The sequence below is a fragment of the Paenibacillus anseongensis genome (genome assembly GCF_009757995.1).
Lineage (GTDB): Bacteria > Bacillota > Bacilli > Paenibacillales > NBRC-103111 > Paenibacillus_E > Paenibacillus_E chondroitinus.
This window is the reverse complement of record NZ_WSEM01000032.1, coordinates 1-21887: the sequence shown is the minus strand read 5'-3', so window position 1 is coordinate 21887 and position 21887 is coordinate 1. Positions and strand designations below refer to the sequence as shown.

Genomic DNA, 21887 nt, shown 5'->3' with positions numbered 1-21887 from the left:
GGCAATTGTTATGATGAAACAGATTTTGTTAATTACAGATGGATGCTCGAATGTTGGCGTGAGTCCTGTTATAGCGGCTGCACAGGCGCATACAGAAGGTGTAACTGTGAATGTCATAGGTGTGGTCGACCAAGGGGAGTTAGGCCTGTTAGGCACGGAGGAGATTCGCGAGATTGCCGCGGCAGGCGGGGGAATGAGTCGGATTGTCAATTCGATCCAGCTGTCCCAAACCGTTCAGATGATGACACGCAAAACCGTAACAACAACGATACAGCATGCAGTAGGCAAGGAATTGCAGAGCATTCTGGGGATTAATCAATTAGAGCAGCTTCCGCCTGAGAAGCGGGCAGAGGTCGTGCAGGTGATCGATTCCATGAGTGAAACTACTTCCCTTCGCGTAGCGCTTTTAATAGATGCTAGTGCTAGTATGAAGCCCAAGCTTGCAGCAGTGCGGGAAGCTATCCATGATCTTCTGCTAAGTCTTAGGGCCCGCAGTGGCAAAAGTGAGTTAGCTGTGTTCCATTTTCCATCAACCAAAACAAGGGATCAAGAACTAGAGATGGATCTCAACTGGACGAATCAGCTTGCAAATTTAGACAAGATGTTCTATAAAATAAACATGAAGGGTACGACTCCGACGGGTCCGGCGCTCCTGCAGACGCTGCAGTTCGTGACGGAGAAGCCTGTCGCACCAACTACCGAGGATGGGATGCTGAGTGACTACGTGGTATGAGGAAGCTTTCCGTCCAGGGACAGAAATCCAAGGCAAATGGAACGGTCGCAGTTATGTGGTCGAACGTTTATTAGGTGCTGGCTCTAACGGTGTTGTGGTTCTCGTACGAAGAGGAACGGCCAGATTTGCTCTAAAAGCAGGACACGAAACGGTTGACCATCAATCGGAGATTAATTCGCTTCTCGCCATATCCCTCACAGATACATCTTTTAAGAACTTCTTAATCGATGCGGATGATATGCAGGTACGCGGGAAAGAGATCTCTTTCTATGTCATGCGATATATTGATGGAATGACAATCTCTCATTTTATACATAAGCGTGGGCAGGATTGGATCTATGTTATTGGCTCTAACCTGCTCAGAAAGCTGACGGAGATCCATAAGAGCGGTTATGTGTTTGGGGATTTGAAGATTGAGAACATGATCGTATCCAAGTATGGCGATGTGGACCTCATTGATTTCGGCGGGGTGACACCCAAAGGCAGAGCGATTAAGCAACTGACGGAAGTGTACGATCGCGGCTATTGGAAGATGGGGGAGCGGGTTGCGGAAGAGAGCTATGATTTATTTTCATTTGCCATTTTACTTTTAAAATCGCTCGATCAGCGCAAACGCTTCACGGCAATGAACAAGATGCTCCCTCAAAACAGAGATGTGGATCAGCTTATGGTCATTATGCGAGAAAATTCAGCAGCTGCCCAGATCGCGCCATTTCTCCAAAAAGCATTGAGAGGCGAGTTTACTACGTCGCAGGAAGCTTTTCATTATTGGAAAAAACTCATTTCGGGTAAAAAGCTTACACAACCCGCTCTGAAAATGCCGTGGCTCAAGATTTGCTTCGCGGCCTCCATTTTTATTTTTGCAGCTACTGTTTATGTTTATTGGCCGAATTAATAACTAGGAACATGCAAGTCGGAAAGGAAGACAGTATGGAAATCGATCTTGTCGCCAAGGTGCGGCAGCGAGTGACCGAAGAGAAGTTGGCGGATTCGGGAGATGTCGTCGTCGTCGCAGTTTCAGGAGGACCTGATTCCGTGGCGCTGCTTCATGTCCTTTTTGCGCTATCGCCCGGTTTCAACTGGAAGCTGGTTGTCGCTCATGTGAATCATCAGTTCCGGGGTGCGGAATCGGATGGGGAAGCCGAATTTGTGATGGAGTTGGCGAAGAAGCTGAGTCTACCTTGTGAAATTGGCGTCATCGATGTACCGGCTTATATAGAGGAAACGGCGTTGAATGGGCAAGCAGCCGCGCGTGAGAAGCGGTACGAATTCCTTCATCAAGTTGCTGAAGATTATGATGCTCAACGAATTGCATTTGCGCATCATGCCGATGATCAAGCGGAAACAGTCATGATGCGAATCCTCCGAGGAACAGGCCCGTCCGGGCTTGTCGGGATGCCGGAACGCAGGCGAGAAAAAAAAGTGGAACTGATTCGTCCTTTCCTACGTATATACAAATCAGATATTGTGAATTATTGCGCTCAGCATCATATTACTTATTGTAAAGACAGCAGCAATGAGCTGCGGAAGTACTTTCGTAATCAAATTCGGCTGGATGTTATGCCGATGCTGAAGCAGTACAATGAACATCTGCCGGAGTCGCTGAATCGATTGACGGATATGATGCGCGCTGAGGATGATTATTTGGCTGGGGAGACCGAGCAGGTTTTACGCCGGATAGTGACTTTTCAGGAAGCGGCTTGCCGGCTACAGAGAAGTGATTTCAGCGGACTTCACGTTGCTTTACAAAGGCGTTTGATTAAATTAATATTAAACTGTCTTTGTTTGGGAATGGACCGGCTGGAATTTAACCGGATTGAAAGTATCCGCGAGCTGATCTTGCAGGATCAGGTTTCTAATCAAGTACTGCAGGTGGATGATGCCCTTTATATTGTGAGAGAATATGAAGCCATTCAGTTTCAGACATCTGCTCCCTCGCCGAAGCCTTATGCTTATGCGATCGGATCTGATACGGATGTACTGAACCTGCCGGAAATAGAAGCCAAACTGCTTTGCTCATGGATGCCTGTCAGTTCGCTAGAGACAGCAGCTTTGCTCTCATCCGCAACTGACGTATTTTTGGATCTGGATCAACTTCAACTGCCGCTAGTTCTTCGAAGCCGCAGGACAGGAGATCGATTGGAACCGTATGGTTTAAACGGGTCCAAAAAGGTAAAAGATATGTTCATTGATGCCAAAATGCCGCTAAGCCGGCGTGAGGTCATCCCGTTACTGGTCGATGCTTCCGGACAAATCCTCTGGATTGCCGGCTTTCGTAGGTCCAAGCACGCTCTTGTTGGTCCCGATACAGAACGTGTGCTTCATCTGAAGCTCGTGCTGAAGTAACATGCGTAAATTTCGTTCTTCTAGAATGTAAATTTATAAGGATTCATAATATAAACTAGGGGGTTCATCCTTGTACAGCGACATTCAAGACGTTCTTTACAGTGAAGAACAGATTCAAGGGAAGATTCAAGAATTAGGAGAGCAACTCTCCAAAGATTACGAAGGCAAGAATCCATTGGTCATTTGCGTGCTTAAGGGAGCTTTTATTTTCATGGCTGACCTTGTGAAGCAAATTAAAGTGCCATTGGAACTCGACTTCATGGCCGTTTCGAGCTATGGTCAATCCACGAAGTCATCCGGTGTCGTCAAGATTATCAAAGATCTTGATGTTCCCGTAGAAGGACGGCACATTCTTATCGTGGAAGACATTATCGATAGCGGTTTAACGCTGAGTTATCTGATAGATGTGCTAGAGCGACGCAATGCGAAGACGATTTCGGTCGTTGCGCTGTTTAATAAACCGGCACGCAGAACCGTTGAACTCGAACCTGATTACGCAGGTTATGTGCTTCCAGATGAGTTCGTTGTCGGATATGGTCTGGATTATGCAGAGAAATACCGTAACCTTCCATTTATCGGCATATTGAAACCAGAGATTTACTCAACCTAATGTCATATCTCCGGGCTTCTTCATTGCGGTTATGTTGTAGTGCTTTACCGGGATATGGTAAAATAATAAAAGTGTGCCGTTCGAGAGGAGGCTTGGGATGAATCGAATTATCCGGAATACCGGTTTTTATTTACTTATATTTTTGGTAACAGTAGGTATCGTCCATTTCATCAGTACCCAAAACGAACAAAAGGAATTAATTACTTACGATAAATTCCGCCAAGCGGTAGTTAACAAAAATGTGGAATCCGTAACCCTCAAGTTCGATGGATACACGTATTTGATTAAAGGTAAGTATATTAATCCTCCAAGCGGAGCAGATAAGAAGAGCTTTGAAACGCATGCTCCGTACGAGCAATTGGTCGTTCAACTGATCGAAGCCAATGGTGTTCCGTCAGAAACGTATGAGACAATGGAGCGGGATAGCGTCTGGATTAGCTTCCTGACCTCTATCATCCCATTCGTCATTATCTTCATCCTGTTTTTCTTCTTATTGAACCAAGCTCAGGGTGGCGGCGGCAAAGTGATGAACTTCGGCAAAAGCCGTGCCCGCTTATATAATGAGGAGAAGAAACGTGTCACATTCGAAGATGTGGCCGGTGCGGATGAAGAAAAACAAGAGCTGGTCGAAGTTGTTGAATTCCTCAAAGATCCAAGGAAATTCGCAGCAGTCGGCGCAAGAATTCCTAAAGGGGTTCTGCTCAATGGTCCTCCGGGAACAGGTAAAACATTGCTTGCACGGGCAGTAGCCGGTGAAGCAGGCGTTCCGTTCTTCAGTATTTCCGGTTCTGACTTCGTAGAGATGTTCGTCGGTGTCGGCGCATCCCGTGTTCGTGACTTGTTCGAGAACGCGAAAAAGAACTCGCCTTGTATCATTTTCATTGATGAGATCGATGCAGTCGGTCGTCAACGTGGCGCCGGATTAGGTGGCGGACATGACGAACGTGAGCAAACCCTCAATCAGTTGCTAGTTGAGATGGACGGGTTTGGCGCTAACGAAGGTATTATTATCGTCGCGGCAACGAACCGCCCTGATATTCTTGACCCTGCCTTATTGCGTCCAGGTCGTTTTGACCGTCAAATCACGGTTGACCGTCCGGACATTAAAGGCCGCGAAGCTGTACTGAAAGTACATGCGCGCAATAAACCGCTTGCCAAAGATGTGAAACTGGACGCTTTGTCCCGTTACACGACTGGATTTACAGGCGCAGATTTAGAGAATCTATTGAACGAGGCAGCTTTGATTGCTGCTCGTCGTAACCGTAAAGATATTTCGATGGCTGAGATCGAGGAAGCTTTTGACCGTATTATTGTAGGTACGCAAAAGAAAAGCCGGATCATCAGCGATGCAGAGAAGCGTATTGTCGCCTATCATGAAGCCGGACACGCAATCATTGGTTATCATGCGGAAAATGCAGATATGGTGCACAAAGTGACAATCGTTCCGCGCGGACGCGCTGGCGGTTACGTGATGATGCTGCCCAAAGAAGGCGAAGACCGCATGATGCAGACGAAGAACGAGCTGTTGGATAAAGTAACTGGACTCCTTGGTGGTCGTGTTGCCGAAGAATTATTTATCGGTGAGATCGGCACAGGGGCTTACAGTGACTTCCAGAAGGCTACAGGCATCGTCCGCCGCATGATTATGGAATACGGTATGAGCGATAAGCTTGGACCGATGCAGTTCGGCAGCTCCCAAGGTCAAGTGTTCTTAGGCCGCGACATTGGCCATGAACAAAACTATAGCGATGCGATCGCTTATGAGATTGACCAAGAGATGCAAAGCTTTATTCGCACTTGTTATGACCGTGCACGCGCCATTCTTACTGAGCATGCCGATCAAATGCATCTCGTAGCCAAAACGCTGCTTGATAAAGAAACGCTCGATAAAGATGAAATTATTGAGCTTTTGGAAAAAGGCAAGCTGAATGCCGGTGGGATCGACGAGGACGTTAAAGTGAACATTCAACCGCAAAGCAAAGAGAATGAAAGCAATAAATTAGAGTTCGAAAAAGAGAAAGATCCGAATTCGGATCAATCCGAAGAGTAACAAGCAATGGCAACTCGTAAATCCGGTGTACACGTCAGGTGTACCCGGATTTTCTGCTTATTTCGGCTTTTTTACGCATTGACAGGGGATGCTGGAATGTGTAAATTAGTTGTAAATCTCTAATTTTAACTAGCTTAGATCATACTACTTTTAGATAGTTAAGAAGTACACTTTACATCCCAGACAGGGGAGGAAGCATCCATGGAAGCTTTAGCACTAGAGCGTAAAGCGGAGCAGAACCGAGAGTTGAAAGAGCGGTTGCTTCAATTGAAGAAAGAACGGAATGCTATTATTCTTGCTCATTATTATCAGCGTGACGAGGTTCAAGAAGTTGCCGATTTCCGGGGGGATTCCTTTTTGCTAGCGCAAAAAGCGGCACAAACAGATGCAGATGTGATTGTTTTTTGCGGCGTCCACTTCATGGGAGAAAGCGCTAAAATTTTGGCGCCGAACAAAACCGTGATCATTCCGGATGAGCGTGCAGGCTGCCCGATGGCGGATATGGTTAATGTTGAGGGTCTTCGTGCTTTGAAGCGCCAACATCCGAAAGCTAAGGTCGTTGCCTACATCAATACATCAGCCGATGTCAAATCAGAAACAGATATTTGTTGTACCTCTGCAAATGCCATAAATGTTATTAATTCCGTCGATTCGGATGAGATCATCTGGGTACCGGATAAAAATTTGGGCGACTATGTATCAAAATTCACAAGCAAAAAAGTGATCATCTGGGAAGGTTATTGCAATACGCATGATATGCTGACAGTCAAAGATGTAGAGGAAATGAAAGCGCAATATCCAAATGCGCAATTTGTTGTACATCCGGAGTGCCGCCCAGAAGTCGTGAAGTTGGGCGATTTCGTGGGAAGCACGACAGCGATTATTAAATATTGCAAAGAATCAGACTGCAAGGAGTTTATTGTCGGGACGGAAGACGGGACAGGGTACCAACTACGCTTGGATAGCCCGGACAAACAATTCCACTTTGCAACCAAATACCTGGTTTGCCCGAACATGAAAGTAAACAACTTAAAGAAAATTGTGAAGTGTTTGGAGACCATGCAGCCAGAGATTTATGTACCGGAAGATGTAGCCGATAAAGCAAGATTGTCCTTAGAGCGCATGTTACAAGTAAAGTAGCATGCGCTACTCTCTTGTTTAATTGAAAGAACGCATCAAATCATTTTTGTAAGTTACCCTCGTGAAGAAACAGAGTCTTACTTTTCAGATTCTGTTTCTTGGCGAGAATACATGGTGAAGATCGGGTGAGCGGCATGATTCCTAGATACCTCGTAGATGTAGACTTAAATTCCATTCCTCATGTACATACAGATGTGATTGTGATTGGCGCAGGTATTGCAGGATTATTTACGGCTCTGCGCGCTAGTGAAAATAAGAAAGTTCTGATGATTACGAAGAAATCTCTCCTCGATAGCAATACGCGTTATGCACAAGGCGGGATTGCAGCTGTTATTTCGGATGAGGATTCACCTGAATATCATATGCAGGATACTTTGATCGCCGGCGCCGGCCTCTGCTCACCAGAGGCTGTTGATGTTCTTGTTCACGAAGGTCCTAACGGCGTACAGGATTTGATTCAAATGGGAACTCAGTTCGATCTGGAGAACGGAGAGTTCGCTTTGACGAAGGAAGGGGCTCACAGCCAGCGACGCATTTTGCACGCGCATGGTGATGCTACCGGCGCTGAAATTGTACGAGCCTTATCGGAGCGCACGAAGCAAGATCCGAACATCGAGATCTGGGACGATCACTTCGTGATCGACCTGATCACGCAAGATGGCGAGTGCTACGGTGCACTCGTGCAGAAGCCGGGCGGCCAGCGGGTTTTTGTCCGCGGCAACGCCACGATCCTTTGCTCGGGTGGTGCGGGGCAGCTGTTCCGCTACACCACTAATCCCGACATCGCGACAGCTGATGGCATCGCGATTGCTTACCGCGCCGGCGCGCAAATACAGGATGTGGAATTCGTACAATTCCACCCTACGGCGCTGTGCTATCCTGGCGCTCCGCGCTTTCTAATCTCCGAAGCGGTTCGCGGCGAGGGGGCTTACCTTCGCAACATCAAAGGTGAGCGCTTTATGGAAAGATACCATCCACAGCTCGAGTTAGCGCCTAGGGATGTTGTAGCTCGCGCCATTGTCGACGAGATGGAGAATTGCAAGTCAACATTTGTATACATAGATATTACACATGAATCTGAGGAACTAATTAAACATCGGTTTCCAACGATTTATGAGTACTGCTTGAATTATGGTTTGGATATGAGCACAGACTGGATCCCGGTTGCTCCTGCAGCTCACTATATGATGGGCGGCGTGAAGACGGATTTGCACGGAGAAACGCATGTTCGTCGACTTTTCGCTTGCGGAGAAGTGTCTTCTACAGGTGTACATGGCGCTAACCGCTTAGCGAGCAACTCGTTATCGGAAGCTATCGTGTTCGGCAGAAGGATTATCGAGCGTATTCAAGAGCTGCCGGCTCTGGAAGGCGACATTCAAATCCGTGCGGAGTCCGAAGCGCCAAGAACGGAAATTCCGAATCAGGCTGTTGTCGAAAAGAAGTTGAAGCTGCAGAAAGTCATGCTGCGCTACGCCGGACTGAAGCGTTCAGCCAAAGGTCTGCAGAAAGGCCATGATGAACTGTCCAGACAGCTTTCTATTTTTGATTCCTTGATGACGAAACGTGAAGATTATGAGTTTGCTAATTTACTGAACTGTGCATTGCTTACGACAACAGCGGCTTTGGCGCGTGAGGAAAGTCGCGGCGGACATTACCGGGAAGATTTCCCCGAACGGGGTGATCGTGACTGGAAGAAGCATATTGTTTTTAAGCGCGGGGAAGATAGCATAGAGGAGTGGATTTAATATGCTGGATTTAAACATGGAACTTATTCGTAAACAGATTCGGCTTTGGTTAGAAGAAGATATTGGCAACGGTGATGTCACGACTCTGACAACGATCCCTTTGGACCATGCGTCCAAAGGGATTATCCACGTCAAAGAAGACGGAATTATCTGTGGTCTGGAAATTGCGCGCGAAGTTTTCGCTGTCGTCGATTCCTCGCTTCATTTTGAAACAAAAGTCGCAGAAGGATCGTCAGTTAATAAAGGGACGATTATTGCTGAAGTGGAAGGCAACACGCGAAGCATCCTGCTTGGCGAACGTTTGAGCCTTAACCTCATGCAAAGGTTGTCTGGTATTGCGACCAGAACGCGGGAGTTTGTTAACGCCTTGGAAGGTTTGCCGACCAGACTTGTTGACACAAGGAAGACGACGCCGGGCCATCGGCTGCTTGAGAAATATGCCGTTCGCGTAGGCGGCGGTCATAATCACCGTTTCGGTCTTTATGATGCTGTTATGATCAAGGATAATCACATCAAGGGCTCTGGAGGTATCACACAGGCTATACAAGCGGCTAGGAAGCAGATCCCCCACACCATGAAGATTGAGGTCGAGGTCGAAGATTTTGACCAACTGCATGAAGCGTTATCCGCCCAGGCTGACATTATCATGTTGGATAATATGGCGCCGGCAAAGATGAAGGAAGCAGTTTCCATAATTAAAAGCAAAGCTCCGCATATTGTAGTAGAAGGATCAGGATCTGTAACGGTTCAGACCATTAAAGCTATGGCTGAGTCGGGCGTAGATGTGATCTCGGTTGGACGGTTGACCTACTCGGTTGCAGCGCTGGATATTTCACTTGACCTTAATGAACGGAAGGGGACGGCGTTATGATTCTCGTGATCGATGTAGGGAATACCAATATTGTGCTTGGCCTCTACAAAGAGCGTACACTCCTGCACCATTGGCGGGTGAGCACGAACCGTTCTGCTACCGTTGATGAGTACGGCATGCAGTTGCATAGCCTTTTTCAACACTCAGGGATTAAATTCAGCGAAGTGGAGGGAGTAATCGTCTCTTCCGTTGTTCCTCCGCTCGTTAGCGTGATGGAAAGCCTTTGTAAGCATTATTTGAAAAGGACGCCATTTACCGTAGGTCCCGGCATTAAAACGGGATTGAATGTACGGGTAGACAATCCCAAAGAAGTTGGGGCAGATCGCATTGTAAATGCGGTTGCTGCTCTTGAATTATATGGAGCTCCTTGTATTATTGTTGATTTCGGCACGGCGACAACCTATGACTATATTGATCCAAACCAGCAGTTAGTGGGATGTGCGATTGCACCAGGCATCGGTATCTCCACAGAAGCGCTGTATCAAAAGGCAGCGAAACTTCCGCGTATTGAGCTTGTGAAGCCGAAAAGCGTAGTCGGCAAAAATACGGTAGCTGCAATGCAGGCAGGGATTATTTACGGTTACGTAGGTCAGGTTGATGGGATTGTAGAACGTGTAAAACAGGAGTTTAATGTAAATCCTACCGTCATAGCAACGGGGGGACTTGCAGAATTGATCTCCAGTGAGTCCCGTACGATTCAAATCGTGAATCCTCTGCTGACACTGCAAGGTTTACAAATGATTTATGAGAGAAATGCATAAGCTGTTTAAGGAAAGGACGTAACATGGGCGATTATTTAATTCGAGGAACGGCCCTTCAGGGAAGAGTTCGTGCTTTTGCAGTGCAAACCACCGACCTCACAGATGAACTTAGCCGAAGACACCAAACGACCCCTACCGCCACAGCGGCGTTAGGAAGAACGGCAGCGGCCGGTCTTCTTCTGGGAGCCATGCTCAAAGGTGAGGAGCATCTCATTATTCAAGTCAAAGGAGACGGTCCAATCGGGCAGATTGTGGTCGATGCCAATGCCAAAGGCGAGGTGCGCGGTTATGTGGATAATCCGCTGGTTGACCCTCCCCTCAAAGCGAATGGCAAACTCGATGTTGCCGCTGCGGTCGGAACGGACGGCTTTTTGTACATAACTAAAGATCTAGGTCTCAAAGAACCTTACAAAGGTAGTACTCCGATCATTTCCGGAGAATTAGCTGAGGATTTCACCTACTATTTTGCGAAGTCGGAACAGACGCCTTCAGCTGTAGCTCTTGGTGTTTTGGTAAATACCGATCATACCATCTTGGCAGCGGGTGGATTCGTCATTCAACTGCTTCCAGGATTAAGCGATCAGGAGATTAGTGAAATTGAGGAAATGCTCTCACGCATCCCTTCCTTTACAACCATGCTTGGCAGCGGATTAACCCTGGAAGGAATTTTGCAGACGGTATTGCCTTCTTTTCAAACACTCGATCAGATGGATGTTATGTTCCGCTGCAAATGCAGCCGGGAAAGGATTGAATCGACACTCATTTCCCTGGGGAAAGCGGAGCTTCAAGAAATTCTCGATGATGAAGGCTTCGCCGAAGTTGTGTGTCATTTCTGCAATGAAGCCTATCGTTTCGACGAAGAAGACTTGCAACGGATGATTGATCTGTAGATCAGCAGCATTATGGAAATGAAGAGGAGTCAGGATGCAGAACGTAAAGCGATTGTGGGGAGTCATCATTCTGATGGCAGTATGTATTCTCGTGCTCGCATCCTTGCTGATCACTCATACTATGAACCAATCAGAATCGAGTCACCCAGCGGATCCTGAGCAGCAAGGCGAGCAGAACAATGAGCAGGTCGTAGCCAAAATTGGAAGTCGGGAAGTTACGCGGCAAGAGCTTCAAACTGCGTTGGAACAACATTATGGTGCAGAACTGTTAGGTCAACTGTTGGATCGTGAAGTGATACGTCTGGAGGGCAACGAGACGGGGACTGCGATTGCAGATGCGGAGATTGCACGTGAGTTGAAACGAATGCAGCAAGGATATGAGAGTGAAGAACAATTTTATACCTCTATGCAAAATCAGTTGGGGCTATCCCGGCAAGAAATCAAAGAGGACGTCACGAATAAACTGCTTTTGGAGAAACTCGCCACCAGCCATATTCAAATAACGGATGCTCAGGTGGAATCTTATGTCCAAGCGCATCCTGACGAATTTAAGCAGGAAACCGAGTACAACATCCAGCAGATTATTGTTTCTACCAAGGATCAGGCGAACAAGGTGATTGCCGCGTTGGCGAAAGGCGAAAGCTTCGAAATCCTGGCTAGAGATCGCTCCCTGGATGACGCGACCAATAATTCGGGAGGGGACCTCGGTTGGATTGAGGGTGATGACCCTTTTGTGGCAGCGCCCGTTCTCGAAGCCGCGAAATTGCTGAAGGCTGGGGAAGTCAGTAAGCCGGTACCGTTAACGCAAGGATTTGCCGTAGTGAAGCTGAAAAGCAAGCGTGACAAAGAAAACCCGGATCAAGCATTTATTCGCGAAAATGTGCGCAGAGAGTTGGCGCTGCAGGAAGCTCCGCCGCTTAAAGATTACATTTCGCAGCTTCGGACGAAATGGAAAGTAGCTGTTATTGCTCCGCAGTTTAAGTAGGCCGGTGAAAATGTGGTTGACAACGCGTGGGTGCATTGATAAGATTAAATGTATAATACCGACTAATTAACTCGGAAATCATCTATTACTCAATCTGGAGGGGAACTAGCAATGGCAAGATTAGTACAAAGCATTACGGATTTGATTGGAGATACACCGCTTGTTCGTTTGAATCGTGTCGTTCCGGAAGGAAGCGCAGAGGTTTATGTTAAATTGGAGTATCAGAACCCTGGTGCCAGCGTTAAAGATCGTATTGCCATCTCCATGATCGAAGTGGCTGAGCAAGAAGGCAAACTTAAGCCTGGTGATACAATCGTTGAGCCAACTAGCGGTAACACAGGAATCGGAATTGCACTAGTTGCAGCAGCTAAAGGATATAAAGCGATTCTGGTTATGCCAGAAACGATGTCATTAGAAAGACGCAACCTGCTTCGTGCTTACGGTGCTCAGCTTGTTCTTACACCGGGAGCAGAAGGAATGAAGGGTGCGATCAAACGTGCGGAAGAACTGAAAGCAGAGAATCCTTCCTATTTTATCCCGCAACAATTTGAGAACCCAGCTAACGTGAAAGTTCACCGTGAAACAACAGGTCCAGAAATCGTTGAAGCAATCAAAGGTCACGATGGCAAATTGGATGCTTTCATTTCCGGTATCGGTACAGGCGGTACGATTTCGGGCGCTGGCGGCGTGTTGAAAGAAAACTTCCCTGATATCAAAATTTATGCGGTAGAGCCTGCGGCTTCCCCGGTTCTTTCCGGCGGCAAACCAGGTCCTCACAAAATTCAAGGTATCGGTGCAGGTTTTGTTCCTGGTATTTTGAACACAAACATTTACGATGAAATCATTGCGGTGGAGAACGAAGATGCTTTCGAAACTTCCCGTCGTGTAGCCAAAGAAGAAGGTATTCTTGGCGGTATTTCCTCAGGCGCAGCGATTTTCGCAGCTTTGAAAGTGGCCAAAGAACTTGGAGCTGGCAAACGTGTCGTAGCGATCGTACCAAGTAACGGTGAGCGTTACCTGTCTACGCCACTTTACCAATTCGAAGAGCAATAAAGTTGACCTTCATTCAATTAAGTAAGCCTCAGCTCTTGCAGCTGGGGCTTTTTTTCTGTGATAGGTTGGAGTATACTAATGGACAACTAATCTTCGGATATTATTGGAAGGAGGGGCAATCATGATAATAACAACCCTAGAGCAGTGGCGTAGTTGGTCCTCCGCGTATACCATGCTGCCTTACGTCGTGAAGCTCGAGCTGGGCGAAGATCGTATCGTCTCCTGGGAATCAGCTTGGAAGGAAGCGGCGCCGGATTCTTTTGTACTGGAGAGCGGAAAGGGCGGGCGCTACACGTTCCTCGGGTTACAACCATTTTCGACGATACACGGAAAAGGGCTGGAAGCTGAAATAACCTCGTCCGGTCGTGTAACTCGCATGAAAGGCGAGCCGCTTTCGATCGTGAAACAATGGATGTCTTCTCATCATAGTCCCAAAGTAGAAGGCGCGCCTAAGTTTTTAGGCGGATGTGTCGGGTATTGGAGTTACGATGTAATTCGTACTATTGAGAAGCTCCCGACACAAGCAGCGGATGATCTGCCAATCCCGGATTACAGCTTTGCGATGTATGATCAAGTATGGGCTGTGGATCACCTTGAGAAGAGCCTATACCTCATGGTCCACATGCCCGTGCAGCTGGACCTGGCTGCGGATGATGCGTATCTGCAGCAGCTATACGCGCAGGCGCAAGCGCAGGCAGATGCCATGCTGCGTCGCTGGCAGGCCATCAGCGCAGCGGGCTCGCCCCACAGCGGCGGCCCAGGAGGGACATCGATCGCGCGCGAGCAGCTGCACATCGATGTAGAGAGCATCGCAGGCATCCAGCCTGCGTTCGGCAAAGCCGACTACATGGCGGCGGTGCAGCGCATCCAAGCCTACATCTCGCAAGGTGATGTGTTCCAGGTCAACTTGTCTGTCAGACAGAGCCGGCGCTTGAATACGACGCCGGAAGAGATCTACGAGGCGCTGCGCATCGTCAATCCCTCGCCTTACATGGGCTTGCTGCGTTTCGCAGGCTTCGCCCTCGTCTCCGGCTCGCCGGAGCTGCTCGTGCAGCTCGAGGACGGCGTCCTGCGGACACGTCCTATCGCAGGCACGCGCCCGCGCGGCAAAGATGAACAGGATGACCTGCGCCTGGCCGGCGAGCTCATCGACAACGAAAAAGAGCGCGCCGAGCACGTCATGCTGGTCGATCTCGAGCGCAACGACCTTGGCCGCATTTCCAAGTACGGCTCCGTCCGCGTCAAAGACTTCATGGTCATCGAGTACTATTCCCACGTCATGCACATCGTCTCCGAAGTTGTCGGTGAGCTGGCGGAAGGCAAGGATGCGTACGATGTTATTGCGGCTACGTTCCCGGGAGGAACAATCACAGGTGCCCCGAAGATTCGGACGATGGAAATCATTGAAGAGTTGGAACCGGTCCGCCGCGGCCCGTACACGGGTTCTATGGGATGGATTGACTATAATGGCAATATGGAATTTAATATTATTATACGCACGCTGGTGGCGGCAGAGGGTATGGGGCATATTCAAGCGGGGGCGGGGATCGTCATCGATTCTATTCCCGAGCGTGAGTATATCGAATCTTTGAACAAAGCCAAAGCGATGTGGAAAGCAATCGAATATAGCGAGCGGAGCATGAGCCGAGCTTAAGCCTGAGCAGGGCTGACGAAAGGGGAGCTTAGAATGATTTTAGTGATTGATAATTATGATTCGTTTACGTACAACCTCGTCCAATACTTGGGGGAGATTGGGGAAGAAGTCATCGTTCGTCGCAATGACGAGATTGATTTAGCAGGTGTGGAGGCCTTGGCGCCCGACCATATCTTAATATCTCCGGGGCCTTGCACGCCGAATGAAGCCGGTATTAGCCTATCACTGATTGACCATTTCAAGGGTAAAATCCCCATTTTCGGCGTTTGTCTGGGACATCAGTCTATCGGACAAGCTTTTGGCGGCGACGTCATTCGCGCTGAGCGCTTAATGCACGGTAAGACCTCAGAAATTTTCCATGATGGCCAAACGTTGTTTGAAGGGTTACCTTCTCCTTTCATCGCGACGCGTTACCATTCTTTGATTGTCAAAGCGGAGACGCTGCCTGAATGCTTGGAAGTCAGTGCCCGTACGGCTGAAGGTGAAATCATGGCGCTGCGTCATAAGGAATATCCGATTGAGGGCGTTCAATTTCATCCCGAATCCATTATTACGGAGCACGGTCACCAAATGCTGCGCAATTTTCTAAGCCGCACGGCTAAAGCAGGAGCTTAATTTATGATTATTAGCATCAATGGCAAACTTATGGATGAACAACAAGCCGTGGTCTCGGTTTATGATCACGGTTTTCTTTACGGATTAGGTCTCTTTGAGACCTTCCGTACCTATAACAAAGTTCCTTTTCTCCTTGCTGAGCACATGAATCGTCTTGCGGAGGGGTGCAAGGAGCTGGGGATTGGGTATGAGCCTGATACTGAGCGCATGCAAAAGTTAATTGATGAACTGCTAGCTGCGAATGGGCTTCAGGATGCTTATATTCGTTTTTCCGTATCTGCTGGAGTAGAAGCGCTTGGTCTTCCTTCGGGGGATTACGGTCAGCCTACCGAGATTGTCTATATCAAGGCGCTCCCGCCGAGGGATGCGAAAATTTATGAAGAGGGCAAAGCCTTACAGCTGCTGAAGCTGCCTCGTAATACACCGGAGGGCTTGTACCGATTCAAGTCTTTTCACTATATGAACAATATTTTGGCTAAAAGAGAGCTAAGCCAATACCGCTGGGCCACAGGCGCAGAGGGTCTGATGATGAGCGAAGAGGGTTATGTGGCTGAGGGCATTGTCAGCAACCTCTTTTTCATTAAGGACGGGACATGCTACACGCCATCGCTAGATACAGGTATTTTGGCGGGAATCACCAGAGCGCACGTACTGCGAATTGCCCAGCGAGGGCAGTTACCTGCCCAAGATGGTTTATATCGTTGGGAAGATTTGACGGAGGCCGATGAGGTATTTTTGGTCAATTCCATTCAAGAAATCGTGCCGGTCACAACTTTATATACACCTAGTGGCCAAAAGATCTCAGTGGGCACAGGAACAGTGGGGCCCATCACTCGTGAGCTGATTCGGACATATAACGAATATTGATAAATTGATAAACATACAGGAAGTGAACAGCAGATGAAAGTGTTATCCTGCAAAGGACACGAGCTGCCCATCGGTGATCGAACGATCATCATGGGCATATTGAACGTAACGCCGGACTCCTTCTCGGATGGCGGATCCTATGTCACCGTAGAAGATGCGATACGCAGAGCTCGGCAGATGGTTGAGGATGGCGCAGATATCATTGATATTGGAGGCGAGTCCACCCGTCCGGGATCTGCGGAGGTGACCGAGGAAGAAGAGCTTCGCCGGGTAATCCCCGTCATTGAAGCGCTAAGTCGAGAAATTAACGTTCCTATTTCTATAGATACATATAAAGCGGAAGTCGCTAAGCAAGCTTTGGCGGCAGGGGCGCACATCATCAATGATGTATGGGGTGGACAGGCCGACCCCCGTATGGCTGGCGTAGCGGCGAGCTACGATTGTCCCTTCATTATTACCCATAACCGATTGAACACGGAATATAAGGATTTTCTGCCAGAGGTGCTGAACGATCTTCGGCAATATGTGAGTCAAGCCCGAGACGCGGGGGTTCGCGACGAACGGATTATTTTGGACCCTGGCATCGGTTTTGCGAAATCCTACGAACAGAACTTGCAGCTTATGAACCAACTGCGCCCTCTTGTTGATCTCGGGTATCCGGTCCTCCTAGGTACATCTCGTAAAAGTGTAATCGGGATGACGCTGAATCTGCCGCCGGCCGAGCGGTTGGAAGGATCGCTTTCAACCGTCGTGCTGGGAATCGCACAGGGCTGCGGGATTGTTCGCGTGCATGATGTATTAGCAACCAAGCGGGCCGCCGTCATGACGGATGCCATTATTCGCTCATAATGAAGGAGGCCACAACAATGGACAAAATCACACTATCTCGCATGCAGTTTTTTGGTAATCACGGTGTTTTTCCGGAAGAAAATAAATTGGGCCAGCGCTTTTATGTGGATGTCGAGCTGATGCTTCCGCTGCATAAACCCGGACAGTCGGATCATCTCGATGATACGGTGAATTATGGCGAGGTTTTTTTCAAAGTGAAAGAAATTGTCGAAGGACGCACTTTCCAATTAATTGAAGCTTTAGCGGAAAACATTGCATCAATGCTTCTTCATACTTATACTAGTATCAATGAAGTGACGGTTCGCGTCATTAAGCCGCATCCGCCCTTTGCCGTTATTTTTGACGGCGTGACTGTAGAGATTAACCGAAAGCGGGCAACGACATGACAGCCGAGGAACAAGAACGCAACATTGCAGCTTATGTCGCATTAGGATCCAATATCAATGATCGCGAACAATATTTGCAGGATGCGATTACAGCGCTGAACCAGGAGTCGGGTATTGTCGTGACTGGCTTGTCCAGTATTTACGAAACCGAGCCGGTCGGTTATGTAGACCAGTCTGCTTTTCTTAATATGGTCGTTCAGATACAAACAGTTATTCCTGCTGAAGATTTGCTATTCAAATTGCTGGCCATTGAGAATCGTTTGGGGAGAAAGCGCGACGTGCGCTGGGGTCCAAGAACGATCGATTTGGATTTGCTTCTGTACGGCGACGAGCAGCTTACGACCCCCGACTTGATCATTCCGCATCCGCGGATGCATGAGCGGGCTTTTGTATTAGTCCCTCTCTCAGAGGTTCTCTACGAGCGGCAAGATGCTGCATTTGAATTCATCTCCGCGAATCTGGAGAAACTGGAAGGAAAGGAAGGCGTTGTGTTATGGAAAAAAGCTCAGTAGCTCAGCGCATACGCGCTTTTCGTAAATTGAAAGGATATACCCAGAATGAATTGGCTGATTTGCTCGGCGTATCGATCGCCATTTTGGGTGCAATTGAAAGAGGTACACGTAAACCGGATACGAAAATCATTAATAAAATCTCGCAGGTGCTTGGTATCGAGCCGGATGAGTTAGTCGCAGTGGTTGCGAGATAAGAGAGGTGGAATCTTCGGTGCTGAAAATAGGTAATGTCGAAGCTCCCAATAAAGTTGTGCTTGCCCCGATGGCAGGCGTTTGTAATCCTGCATTCCGTCTGATTGCCAAAGAGTTTGGCACAGGGCTGGTATGTGCGGAGATGGTAAGTGATAAGGCTATCGTTCACGGGAATACCCGTTCGATGGAAATGTTATATGTAGATGATCGGGAGAAACCGCTCAGTTTACAAATCTTCGGCGGCGACACGGAAACACTCGTGCAGGCAGCCAAAATCGTAGATCAACAAACCAACGCAGATATTATTGATATCAATATGGGCTGCCCGGTGCCGAAAATCACCAAATGTGATGCTGGCGCACGTTGGCTGCTTCAACCGGATAAAATTGAACAAATGATCGAGACCGTCGTAAAGGCAGTAAACAAACCTGTTACCGTCAAAATGCGGATCGGCTGGGATTCTGATCACATCTATGCTGTCGAAAATGCAAAAGCTGTCGAAAGAGGCGGCGGCAGCGCAGTTAGCGTTCACGGTCGTACGCGCGAGCAGCTCTACACAGGGAAAGCGGATTGGAACATTATCCGAGATGTGAAGCAAGCTTTGTCGATTCCGGTTATTGGTAATGGTGATGTAGTTACGCCTGAGGACGCCAAACGCATGTTGGACCAAACAGGTGTGGATGGCGTCATGATCGGCCGTGGTGCATTAGGCAATCCGTGGATGCTATACCGTACCGTTCAGTATCTTGCTAATGGGGAGTTACCTCCGGAACCAACACCGGAAGAGAAAATCCGCATCGCCATCCTGCACATGGACCGACTCATAGCACTCAAAGGCGAGCACGTTGCCGTCAAAGAGATGCGTAAACATATGGCTTGGTACCTGAAGGGATTAACAGGAGCAGCTCGTGTGAAGGACGCCATTATGGAGATGTTGAAGCGTGATGAAATGGTTCGGACACTGAATGAATACGTTGAGCACCTAGCTGCGCAATCGTCGTCATCCAGCCAAGAAGAATCTCCCGTACTGCATTAAATCATGCAGCTATGGTTGAGATTGACATTTTGAAACGGTTGCAATATAATCAGTCAATATTAATGTGTTCCTGCATATATTGAAAGACAAACGAGTAAGTTCCTAATTTTATAACCGTGAATTCATACTACTTGAATCAGCTCTATAAAGACCTAACTCCTAGCAGGAAGCATCGATTCAACGATATGAAAATCTTTCACATGACGGGAGATCAGTTGGTAATGGCTGAAAAAGAGGTCATTCTTACACCAGAAGGTTTGAGAAGGCTCGAGGACGAGCTTGAGCATCTTAAATCCGTGAAGCGCCGCGAAGTCGCGGAGAGAATCAAGGTTGCTATCGGGTATGGCGATATCAGTGAGAACTCCGAGTACGAAGATGCGAAGAACGAGCAAGCTTTTATCGAAGGCAGAATCATCACTTTAGAAAAAATGCTGCGCAATGCGCGGATTATTAATAACGACGATGTGGATATCAACACGGTAAGTGTAGGATCCATCGTTACACTGAAGGACTTGGAATTCGGTGATTTGGTTGAGTACAATATTGTAGGTACCGCGGAGTCTGATCCGCTACAGAATAAGATTTCCAATGAAAGCCCGGTGGGCAAAGCAATTCTTGGCAAGCAAAAGGGCGCAACCGTTGATGTTAACGTTCCAGCTGGTGTCATTCAGTATCAAATTGTTGATATTAAAAAGTAGCGTGCAGCCGCAGCCCCGTTGCAGTTTACCTTTGCTTAGCATAGGCAAATTGTCTGGAAAGCTTCCTTACGGAAGCTTTTTTCCGGTTTTAGCACCCTTTACTAAAATATGTAGGAGATGAAAACATGAGCCAGGAAGTGGAATTGAACGAATTGCTCGTCATTCGCCGTAACAAATTGGACGAGCTTCGCGGTTTGGGCGTAGACCCTTTCGGCAGCAAATACGTTAGAACGCATACAACGCAAGAGATCTTGACAGCTTACCAGGACAAAACAAAGGAAGAGCTGGACGAAGAGAACCACGAGGTTAGTATTGCAGGACGTATTATGCAAAAAAGAGGCATGGGTAAAGCAAGTTTCGCTCATATCCAAGACATTACAGGGAAAATTCAAATCTACGTGCGGGAAGATGCGTTGGATGCGAACAAGTACAAAGCTTTTGATCTTTTGGATCTGGGCGACATGGTTGGCGTTCAAGGTGTTGTTTTTAAAACTAAAACCGGAGAAACCTCCATTAAGGTCAAGTCTCTTGAAGTATTGACGAAGTCTTTGCTTCCGCTTCCGGACAAATTCCATGGTCTTAGCGATGTAGAATTGCGTTATCGTCAACGTTATGTTGATTTGATTATGAATCAAGATGTTCAACAGACATTTATTCAGCGTTCTCGTATTATTCAGTCGATGCGCCGTTACCTGGATTCACTGGGTTATCTAGAGGTGGAAACACCGACGCTACATTCGGTTGCAGGCGGGGCTTCGGCTCGTCCGTTTAATACGCATCATAATGCTTTGGATATGCAGCTTCATATGCGTATTGCGATTGAGCTTCACTTGAAACGCCTAATTGTTGGCGGACTAGAGAAAGTTTACGAAATTGGTCGTGTATACCGGAATGAAGGTATCTCCACGCGCCATAATCCAGAGTTTACGATGATTGAGTTGTACGAAGCTTATGCTGACTACAAAGACATCATGAAGCTAACTGAGGAGCTTATTGCGCATATCGCTCAAGAGGTTCTTGGTACGACTTCGATTCCTTATGGAGATCATGTGGTTGATCTAGCTGTTGGCTGGAGACGTATCTCCATGGTTGATGCGGTTAAAGAAGTGAAAGGTGTAGACTTCGGCGTTCAAATGACGAATGAAGAAGCGCATCGCTTAGCCAAAGAGCATAATGTGCCGGTGGAGCCTCATATGACATTTGGTCATATTTTGAACCAATTCTTTGAGACGTTTGTAGAAGAGACGCTGATCCAGCCGACCTTTATTTATGGACATCCTCTAGAAATTTCACCGCTTGCCAAAAAGAACCCGGAAGATCCGCGCTTCACGGATCGCTTCGAGCTCTTTATCGTAGCGCGTGAGCATGCGAATGCATTTACTGAGCTTAACGATCCTATCGATCAAAGAGAGCGTTTTGAGGCTCAGCTTCGTGAGAAAGAGCAGGGGAATGATGAAGCTCATGAAATGGATGAGGATTTCATCCGTGCTTTGGAATATGGAATGCCGCCAACCGGTGGTTTAGGAATAGGAATCGACCGTTTGGTTATGCTATTGACCAATGCCCCATCTATTCGCGATGTCTTGTTGTTCCCGCTTATGCGTGAGCGTCAAGGAGAGTAAGGAAGACCATTTCGGGGCATCGTAAGGTGCCTCGAAATTTTTTGTCGAAAGTACTTGCATTGTCTGTGGCGTCTGTGGTATCTTATAAAAGTTGCCGCTGAGGACAACGAGCAAATGGTTGAAAAACAACTTAAAAAATAAGTTGCAAACAAAAACTCAGTATGGTATATTGAACTTCCGGCTTTCGAAAGAGAGCGGATAGGACAAGAGTTCTTGATCTTTGAAAACTGAACAACGAGTGAGTAAGCACAGTCGAGCAATCGACTATAAAT

22 protein-coding genes are annotated in these 21887 nt (G+C 47.7%); all 22 read left to right on the top strand.

The features are described 5' to 3' along the window. Window positions 1-13 precede the first annotated feature (13 nt). The 22 genes from GON05_RS30005 (at window position 14) to lysS (ending at window position 21615) form a co-directional block, all read left to right on the top strand. On the top strand, window positions 14-733 hold the full coding sequence (locus GON05_RS30005; RefSeq protein ID WP_157324530.1) for a vWA domain-containing protein: 720 nt from the start codon (window positions 14-16) through the stop codon (window positions 731-733). Further along, window positions 717-1628 carry a protein kinase domain-containing protein gene (locus GON05_RS30000; protein ID WP_127457151.1) on the top strand — a complete coding sequence of 304 codons (912 nt, stop codon included), beginning with the start codon at window positions 717-719 and terminating at the stop codon, window positions 1626-1628. Before GON05_RS30005 ends, GON05_RS30000 begins: the two co-directional genes overlap by 17 nt. An 11-nt stretch (window positions 1629-1639) precedes the next feature. Continuing rightward, on the top strand, window positions 1640-3079 hold the full coding sequence (tilS, locus tag GON05_RS29995; protein WP_246239583.1) for a tRNA lysidine(34) synthetase TilS: 1440 nt from the start codon (window positions 1640-1642) through the stop codon (window positions 3077-3079). A 70-nt stretch (window positions 3080-3149) separates the two neighbouring features. Then, the gene (gene hpt, locus GON05_RS29990; protein ID WP_127457153.1) at window positions 3150-3689 is read left to right on the top strand and encodes a hypoxanthine phosphoribosyltransferase; all 540 of its coding nucleotides are present in this window, start codon (window positions 3150-3152) and stop codon (window positions 3687-3689) included. 97 nt (window positions 3690-3786) lie between these two features. Beyond that, complete coding sequence (ftsH, locus tag GON05_RS29985; protein ID WP_157324475.1) at window positions 3787-5739, top strand: ATP-dependent zinc metalloprotease FtsH; 1953 nt, start codon at window positions 3787-3789, stop codon at window positions 5737-5739. A gap of 201 nt (window positions 5740-5940) precedes the next feature. Then, window positions 5941-6879: a quinolinate synthase NadA gene (gene nadA, locus GON05_RS29980; RefSeq protein WP_157324474.1), complete on the top strand. Its 939-nt coding sequence runs from the start codon at window positions 5941-5943 to the stop codon at window positions 6877-6879. Between the two features lie 134 nt (window positions 6880-7013). Further along, entirely contained in the window at window positions 7014-8624 is a 1611-nt protein-coding gene (gene nadB, locus GON05_RS29975) for an L-aspartate oxidase (protein ID WP_157324527.1), read from the top strand. Window position 8625: 1 nt separating this feature from the next. Continuing rightward, entirely contained in the window at window positions 8626-9495 is an 870-nt protein-coding gene (nadC, locus tag GON05_RS29970) for a carboxylating nicotinate-nucleotide diphosphorylase (RefSeq protein ID WP_157324472.1), read from the top strand. Beyond that, complete coding sequence (locus tag GON05_RS29965; RefSeq protein ID WP_127457158.1) at window positions 9492-10256, top strand: type III pantothenate kinase; 765 nt, start codon at window positions 9492-9494, stop codon at window positions 10254-10256. The genes nadC and GON05_RS29965 overlap by 4 nt, the downstream gene beginning before the upstream one ends. A gap of 23 nt (window positions 10257-10279) precedes the next feature. Further along, complete coding sequence (gene hslO / locus GON05_RS29960; protein WP_157324471.1) at window positions 10280-11146, top strand: Hsp33 family molecular chaperone HslO; 867 nt, start codon at window positions 10280-10282, stop codon at window positions 11144-11146. Between the two features lie 34 nt (window positions 11147-11180). Next, entirely contained in the window at window positions 11181-12131 is a 951-nt protein-coding gene (locus tag GON05_RS29955) for a peptidyl-prolyl cis-trans isomerase (RefSeq protein WP_157324469.1), read from the top strand. Window positions 12132-12242: 111 nt separating this feature from the next. Beyond that, complete coding sequence (gene cysK, locus GON05_RS29950) at window positions 12243-13184, top strand: cysteine synthase A (protein WP_127457161.1); 942 nt, start codon at window positions 12243-12245, stop codon at window positions 13182-13184. Between the two features lie 121 nt (window positions 13185-13305). Beyond that, window positions 13306-14838 carry an anthranilate synthase component I family protein gene (locus GON05_RS29945; RefSeq protein WP_157324467.1) on the top strand — a complete coding sequence of 511 codons (1533 nt, stop codon included), beginning with the start codon at window positions 13306-13308 and terminating at the stop codon, window positions 14836-14838. A 33-nt stretch (window positions 14839-14871) separates the two neighbouring features. After that, on the top strand, window positions 14872-15453 hold the full coding sequence (pabA, locus tag GON05_RS29940; RefSeq protein ID WP_157324465.1) for an aminodeoxychorismate/anthranilate synthase component II: 582 nt from the start codon (window positions 14872-14874) through the stop codon (window positions 15451-15453). A 3-nt stretch (window positions 15454-15456) separates the two neighbouring features. After that, the gene (pabC, locus tag GON05_RS29935; protein WP_157324463.1) at window positions 15457-16320 is read left to right on the top strand and encodes an aminodeoxychorismate lyase; all 864 of its coding nucleotides are present in this window, start codon (window positions 15457-15459) and stop codon (window positions 16318-16320) included. Window positions 16321-16353: 33 nt separating this feature from the next. Continuing rightward, entirely contained in the window at window positions 16354-17169 is an 816-nt protein-coding gene (gene folP, locus GON05_RS29930) for a dihydropteroate synthase (RefSeq protein ID WP_157324461.1), read from the top strand. A 17-nt stretch (window positions 17170-17186) separates the two neighbouring features. Then, window positions 17187-17555 carry a dihydroneopterin aldolase gene (folB, locus tag GON05_RS29925; protein ID WP_157324447.1) on the top strand — a complete coding sequence of 123 codons (369 nt, stop codon included), beginning with the start codon at window positions 17187-17189 and terminating at the stop codon, window positions 17553-17555. After that, the gene (folK, locus tag GON05_RS29920) at window positions 17552-18067 is read left to right on the top strand and encodes a 2-amino-4-hydroxy-6-hydroxymethyldihydropteridine diphosphokinase (RefSeq protein ID WP_157324445.1); all 516 of its coding nucleotides are present in this window, start codon (window positions 17552-17554) and stop codon (window positions 18065-18067) included. Before folB ends, folK begins: the two co-directional genes overlap by 4 nt. Continuing rightward, the gene (locus tag GON05_RS29915; protein WP_157324443.1) at window positions 18049-18261 is read left to right on the top strand and encodes a helix-turn-helix domain-containing protein; all 213 of its coding nucleotides are present in this window, start codon (window positions 18049-18051) and stop codon (window positions 18259-18261) included. Before folK ends, GON05_RS29915 begins: the two co-directional genes overlap by 19 nt. 17 nt (window positions 18262-18278) lie before the next feature. Beyond that, window positions 18279-19295, top strand: a complete 1017-nt coding sequence (gene dusB, locus GON05_RS29910) for a tRNA dihydrouridine synthase DusB (protein ID WP_181646444.1) — start codon at window positions 18279-18281, stop codon at window positions 19293-19295. A gap of 221 nt (window positions 19296-19516) precedes the next feature. After that, on the top strand, window positions 19517-19993 hold the full coding sequence (greA, locus tag GON05_RS29905; protein ID WP_127457170.1) for a transcription elongation factor GreA: 477 nt from the start codon (window positions 19517-19519) through the stop codon (window positions 19991-19993). Window positions 19994-20118: 125 nt separating this feature from the next. Then, complete coding sequence (gene lysS, locus GON05_RS29900) at window positions 20119-21615, top strand: lysine--tRNA ligase (RefSeq protein ID WP_157324441.1); 1497 nt, start codon at window positions 20119-20121, stop codon at window positions 21613-21615. Window positions 21616-21887 lie beyond the last annotated feature (272 nt).

Excerpts from the sequence above, each read along its gene's own strand:
- GON05_RS29965 (WP_127457158.1), top strand. The coding sequence starts at position 9,492 with ATGATTCTCGTGATCGATGTAGGGAATACCAATATTGTGCTTGGCCTC.
- hslO (WP_157324471.1), top strand. The coding sequence starts at position 10,280 with ATGGGCGATTATTTAATTCGAGGAACGGCCCTTCAGGGAAGAGTTCGT.
- greA (WP_127457170.1), top strand. The coding sequence starts at position 19,517 with ATGGCTGAAAAAGAGGTCATTCTTACACCAGAAGGTTTGAGAAGGCTC.
- tilS (WP_246239583.1), top strand. The coding sequence starts at position 1,640 with ATGCAAGTCGGAAAGGAAGACAGTATGGAAATCGATCTTGTCGCCAAG.
- nadC (WP_157324472.1), top strand. The coding sequence starts at position 8,626 with ATGCTGGATTTAAACATGGAACTTATTCGTAAACAGATTCGGCTTTGG.
- GON05_RS29955 (WP_157324469.1), top strand. The coding sequence starts at position 11,181 with ATGCAGAACGTAAAGCGATTGTGGGGAGTCATCATTCTGATGGCAGTA.
- pabC (WP_157324463.1), top strand. The coding sequence starts at position 15,457 with ATGATTATTAGCATCAATGGCAAACTTATGGATGAACAACAAGCCGTG.
- nadB (WP_157324527.1), top strand. The coding sequence starts at position 7,014 with ATGATTCCTAGATACCTCGTAGATGTAGACTTAAATTCCATTCCTCAT.
- lysS (WP_157324441.1), top strand. The coding sequence starts at position 20,119 with ATGAGCCAGGAAGTGGAATTGAACGAATTGCTCGTCATTCGCCGTAAC.
- nadA (WP_157324474.1), top strand. The coding sequence starts at position 5,941 with ATGGAAGCTTTAGCACTAGAGCGTAAAGCGGAGCAGAACCGAGAGTTG.
- folB (WP_157324447.1), top strand. The coding sequence starts at position 17,187 with ATGGACAAAATCACACTATCTCGCATGCAGTTTTTTGGTAATCACGGT.
- ftsH (WP_157324475.1), top strand. The coding sequence starts at position 3,787 with ATGAATCGAATTATCCGGAATACCGGTTTTTATTTACTTATATTTTTG.
- cysK (WP_127457161.1), top strand. The coding sequence starts at position 12,243 with ATGGCAAGATTAGTACAAAGCATTACGGATTTGATTGGAGATACACCG.
- folK (WP_157324445.1), top strand. The coding sequence starts at position 17,552 with ATGACAGCCGAGGAACAAGAACGCAACATTGCAGCTTATGTCGCATTA.
- GON05_RS30005 (WP_157324530.1), top strand. The coding sequence starts at position 14 with ATGAAACAGATTTTGTTAATTACAGATGGATGCTCGAATGTTGGCGTG.
- GON05_RS29915 (WP_157324443.1), top strand. The coding sequence starts at position 18,049 with ATGGAAAAAAGCTCAGTAGCTCAGCGCATACGCGCTTTTCGTAAATTG.
- pabA (WP_157324465.1), top strand. The coding sequence starts at position 14,872 with ATGATTTTAGTGATTGATAATTATGATTCGTTTACGTACAACCTCGTC.
- folP (WP_157324461.1), top strand. The coding sequence starts at position 16,354 with ATGAAAGTGTTATCCTGCAAAGGACACGAGCTGCCCATCGGTGATCGA.
- GON05_RS29945 (WP_157324467.1), top strand. The coding sequence starts at position 13,306 with ATGATAATAACAACCCTAGAGCAGTGGCGTAGTTGGTCCTCCGCGTAT.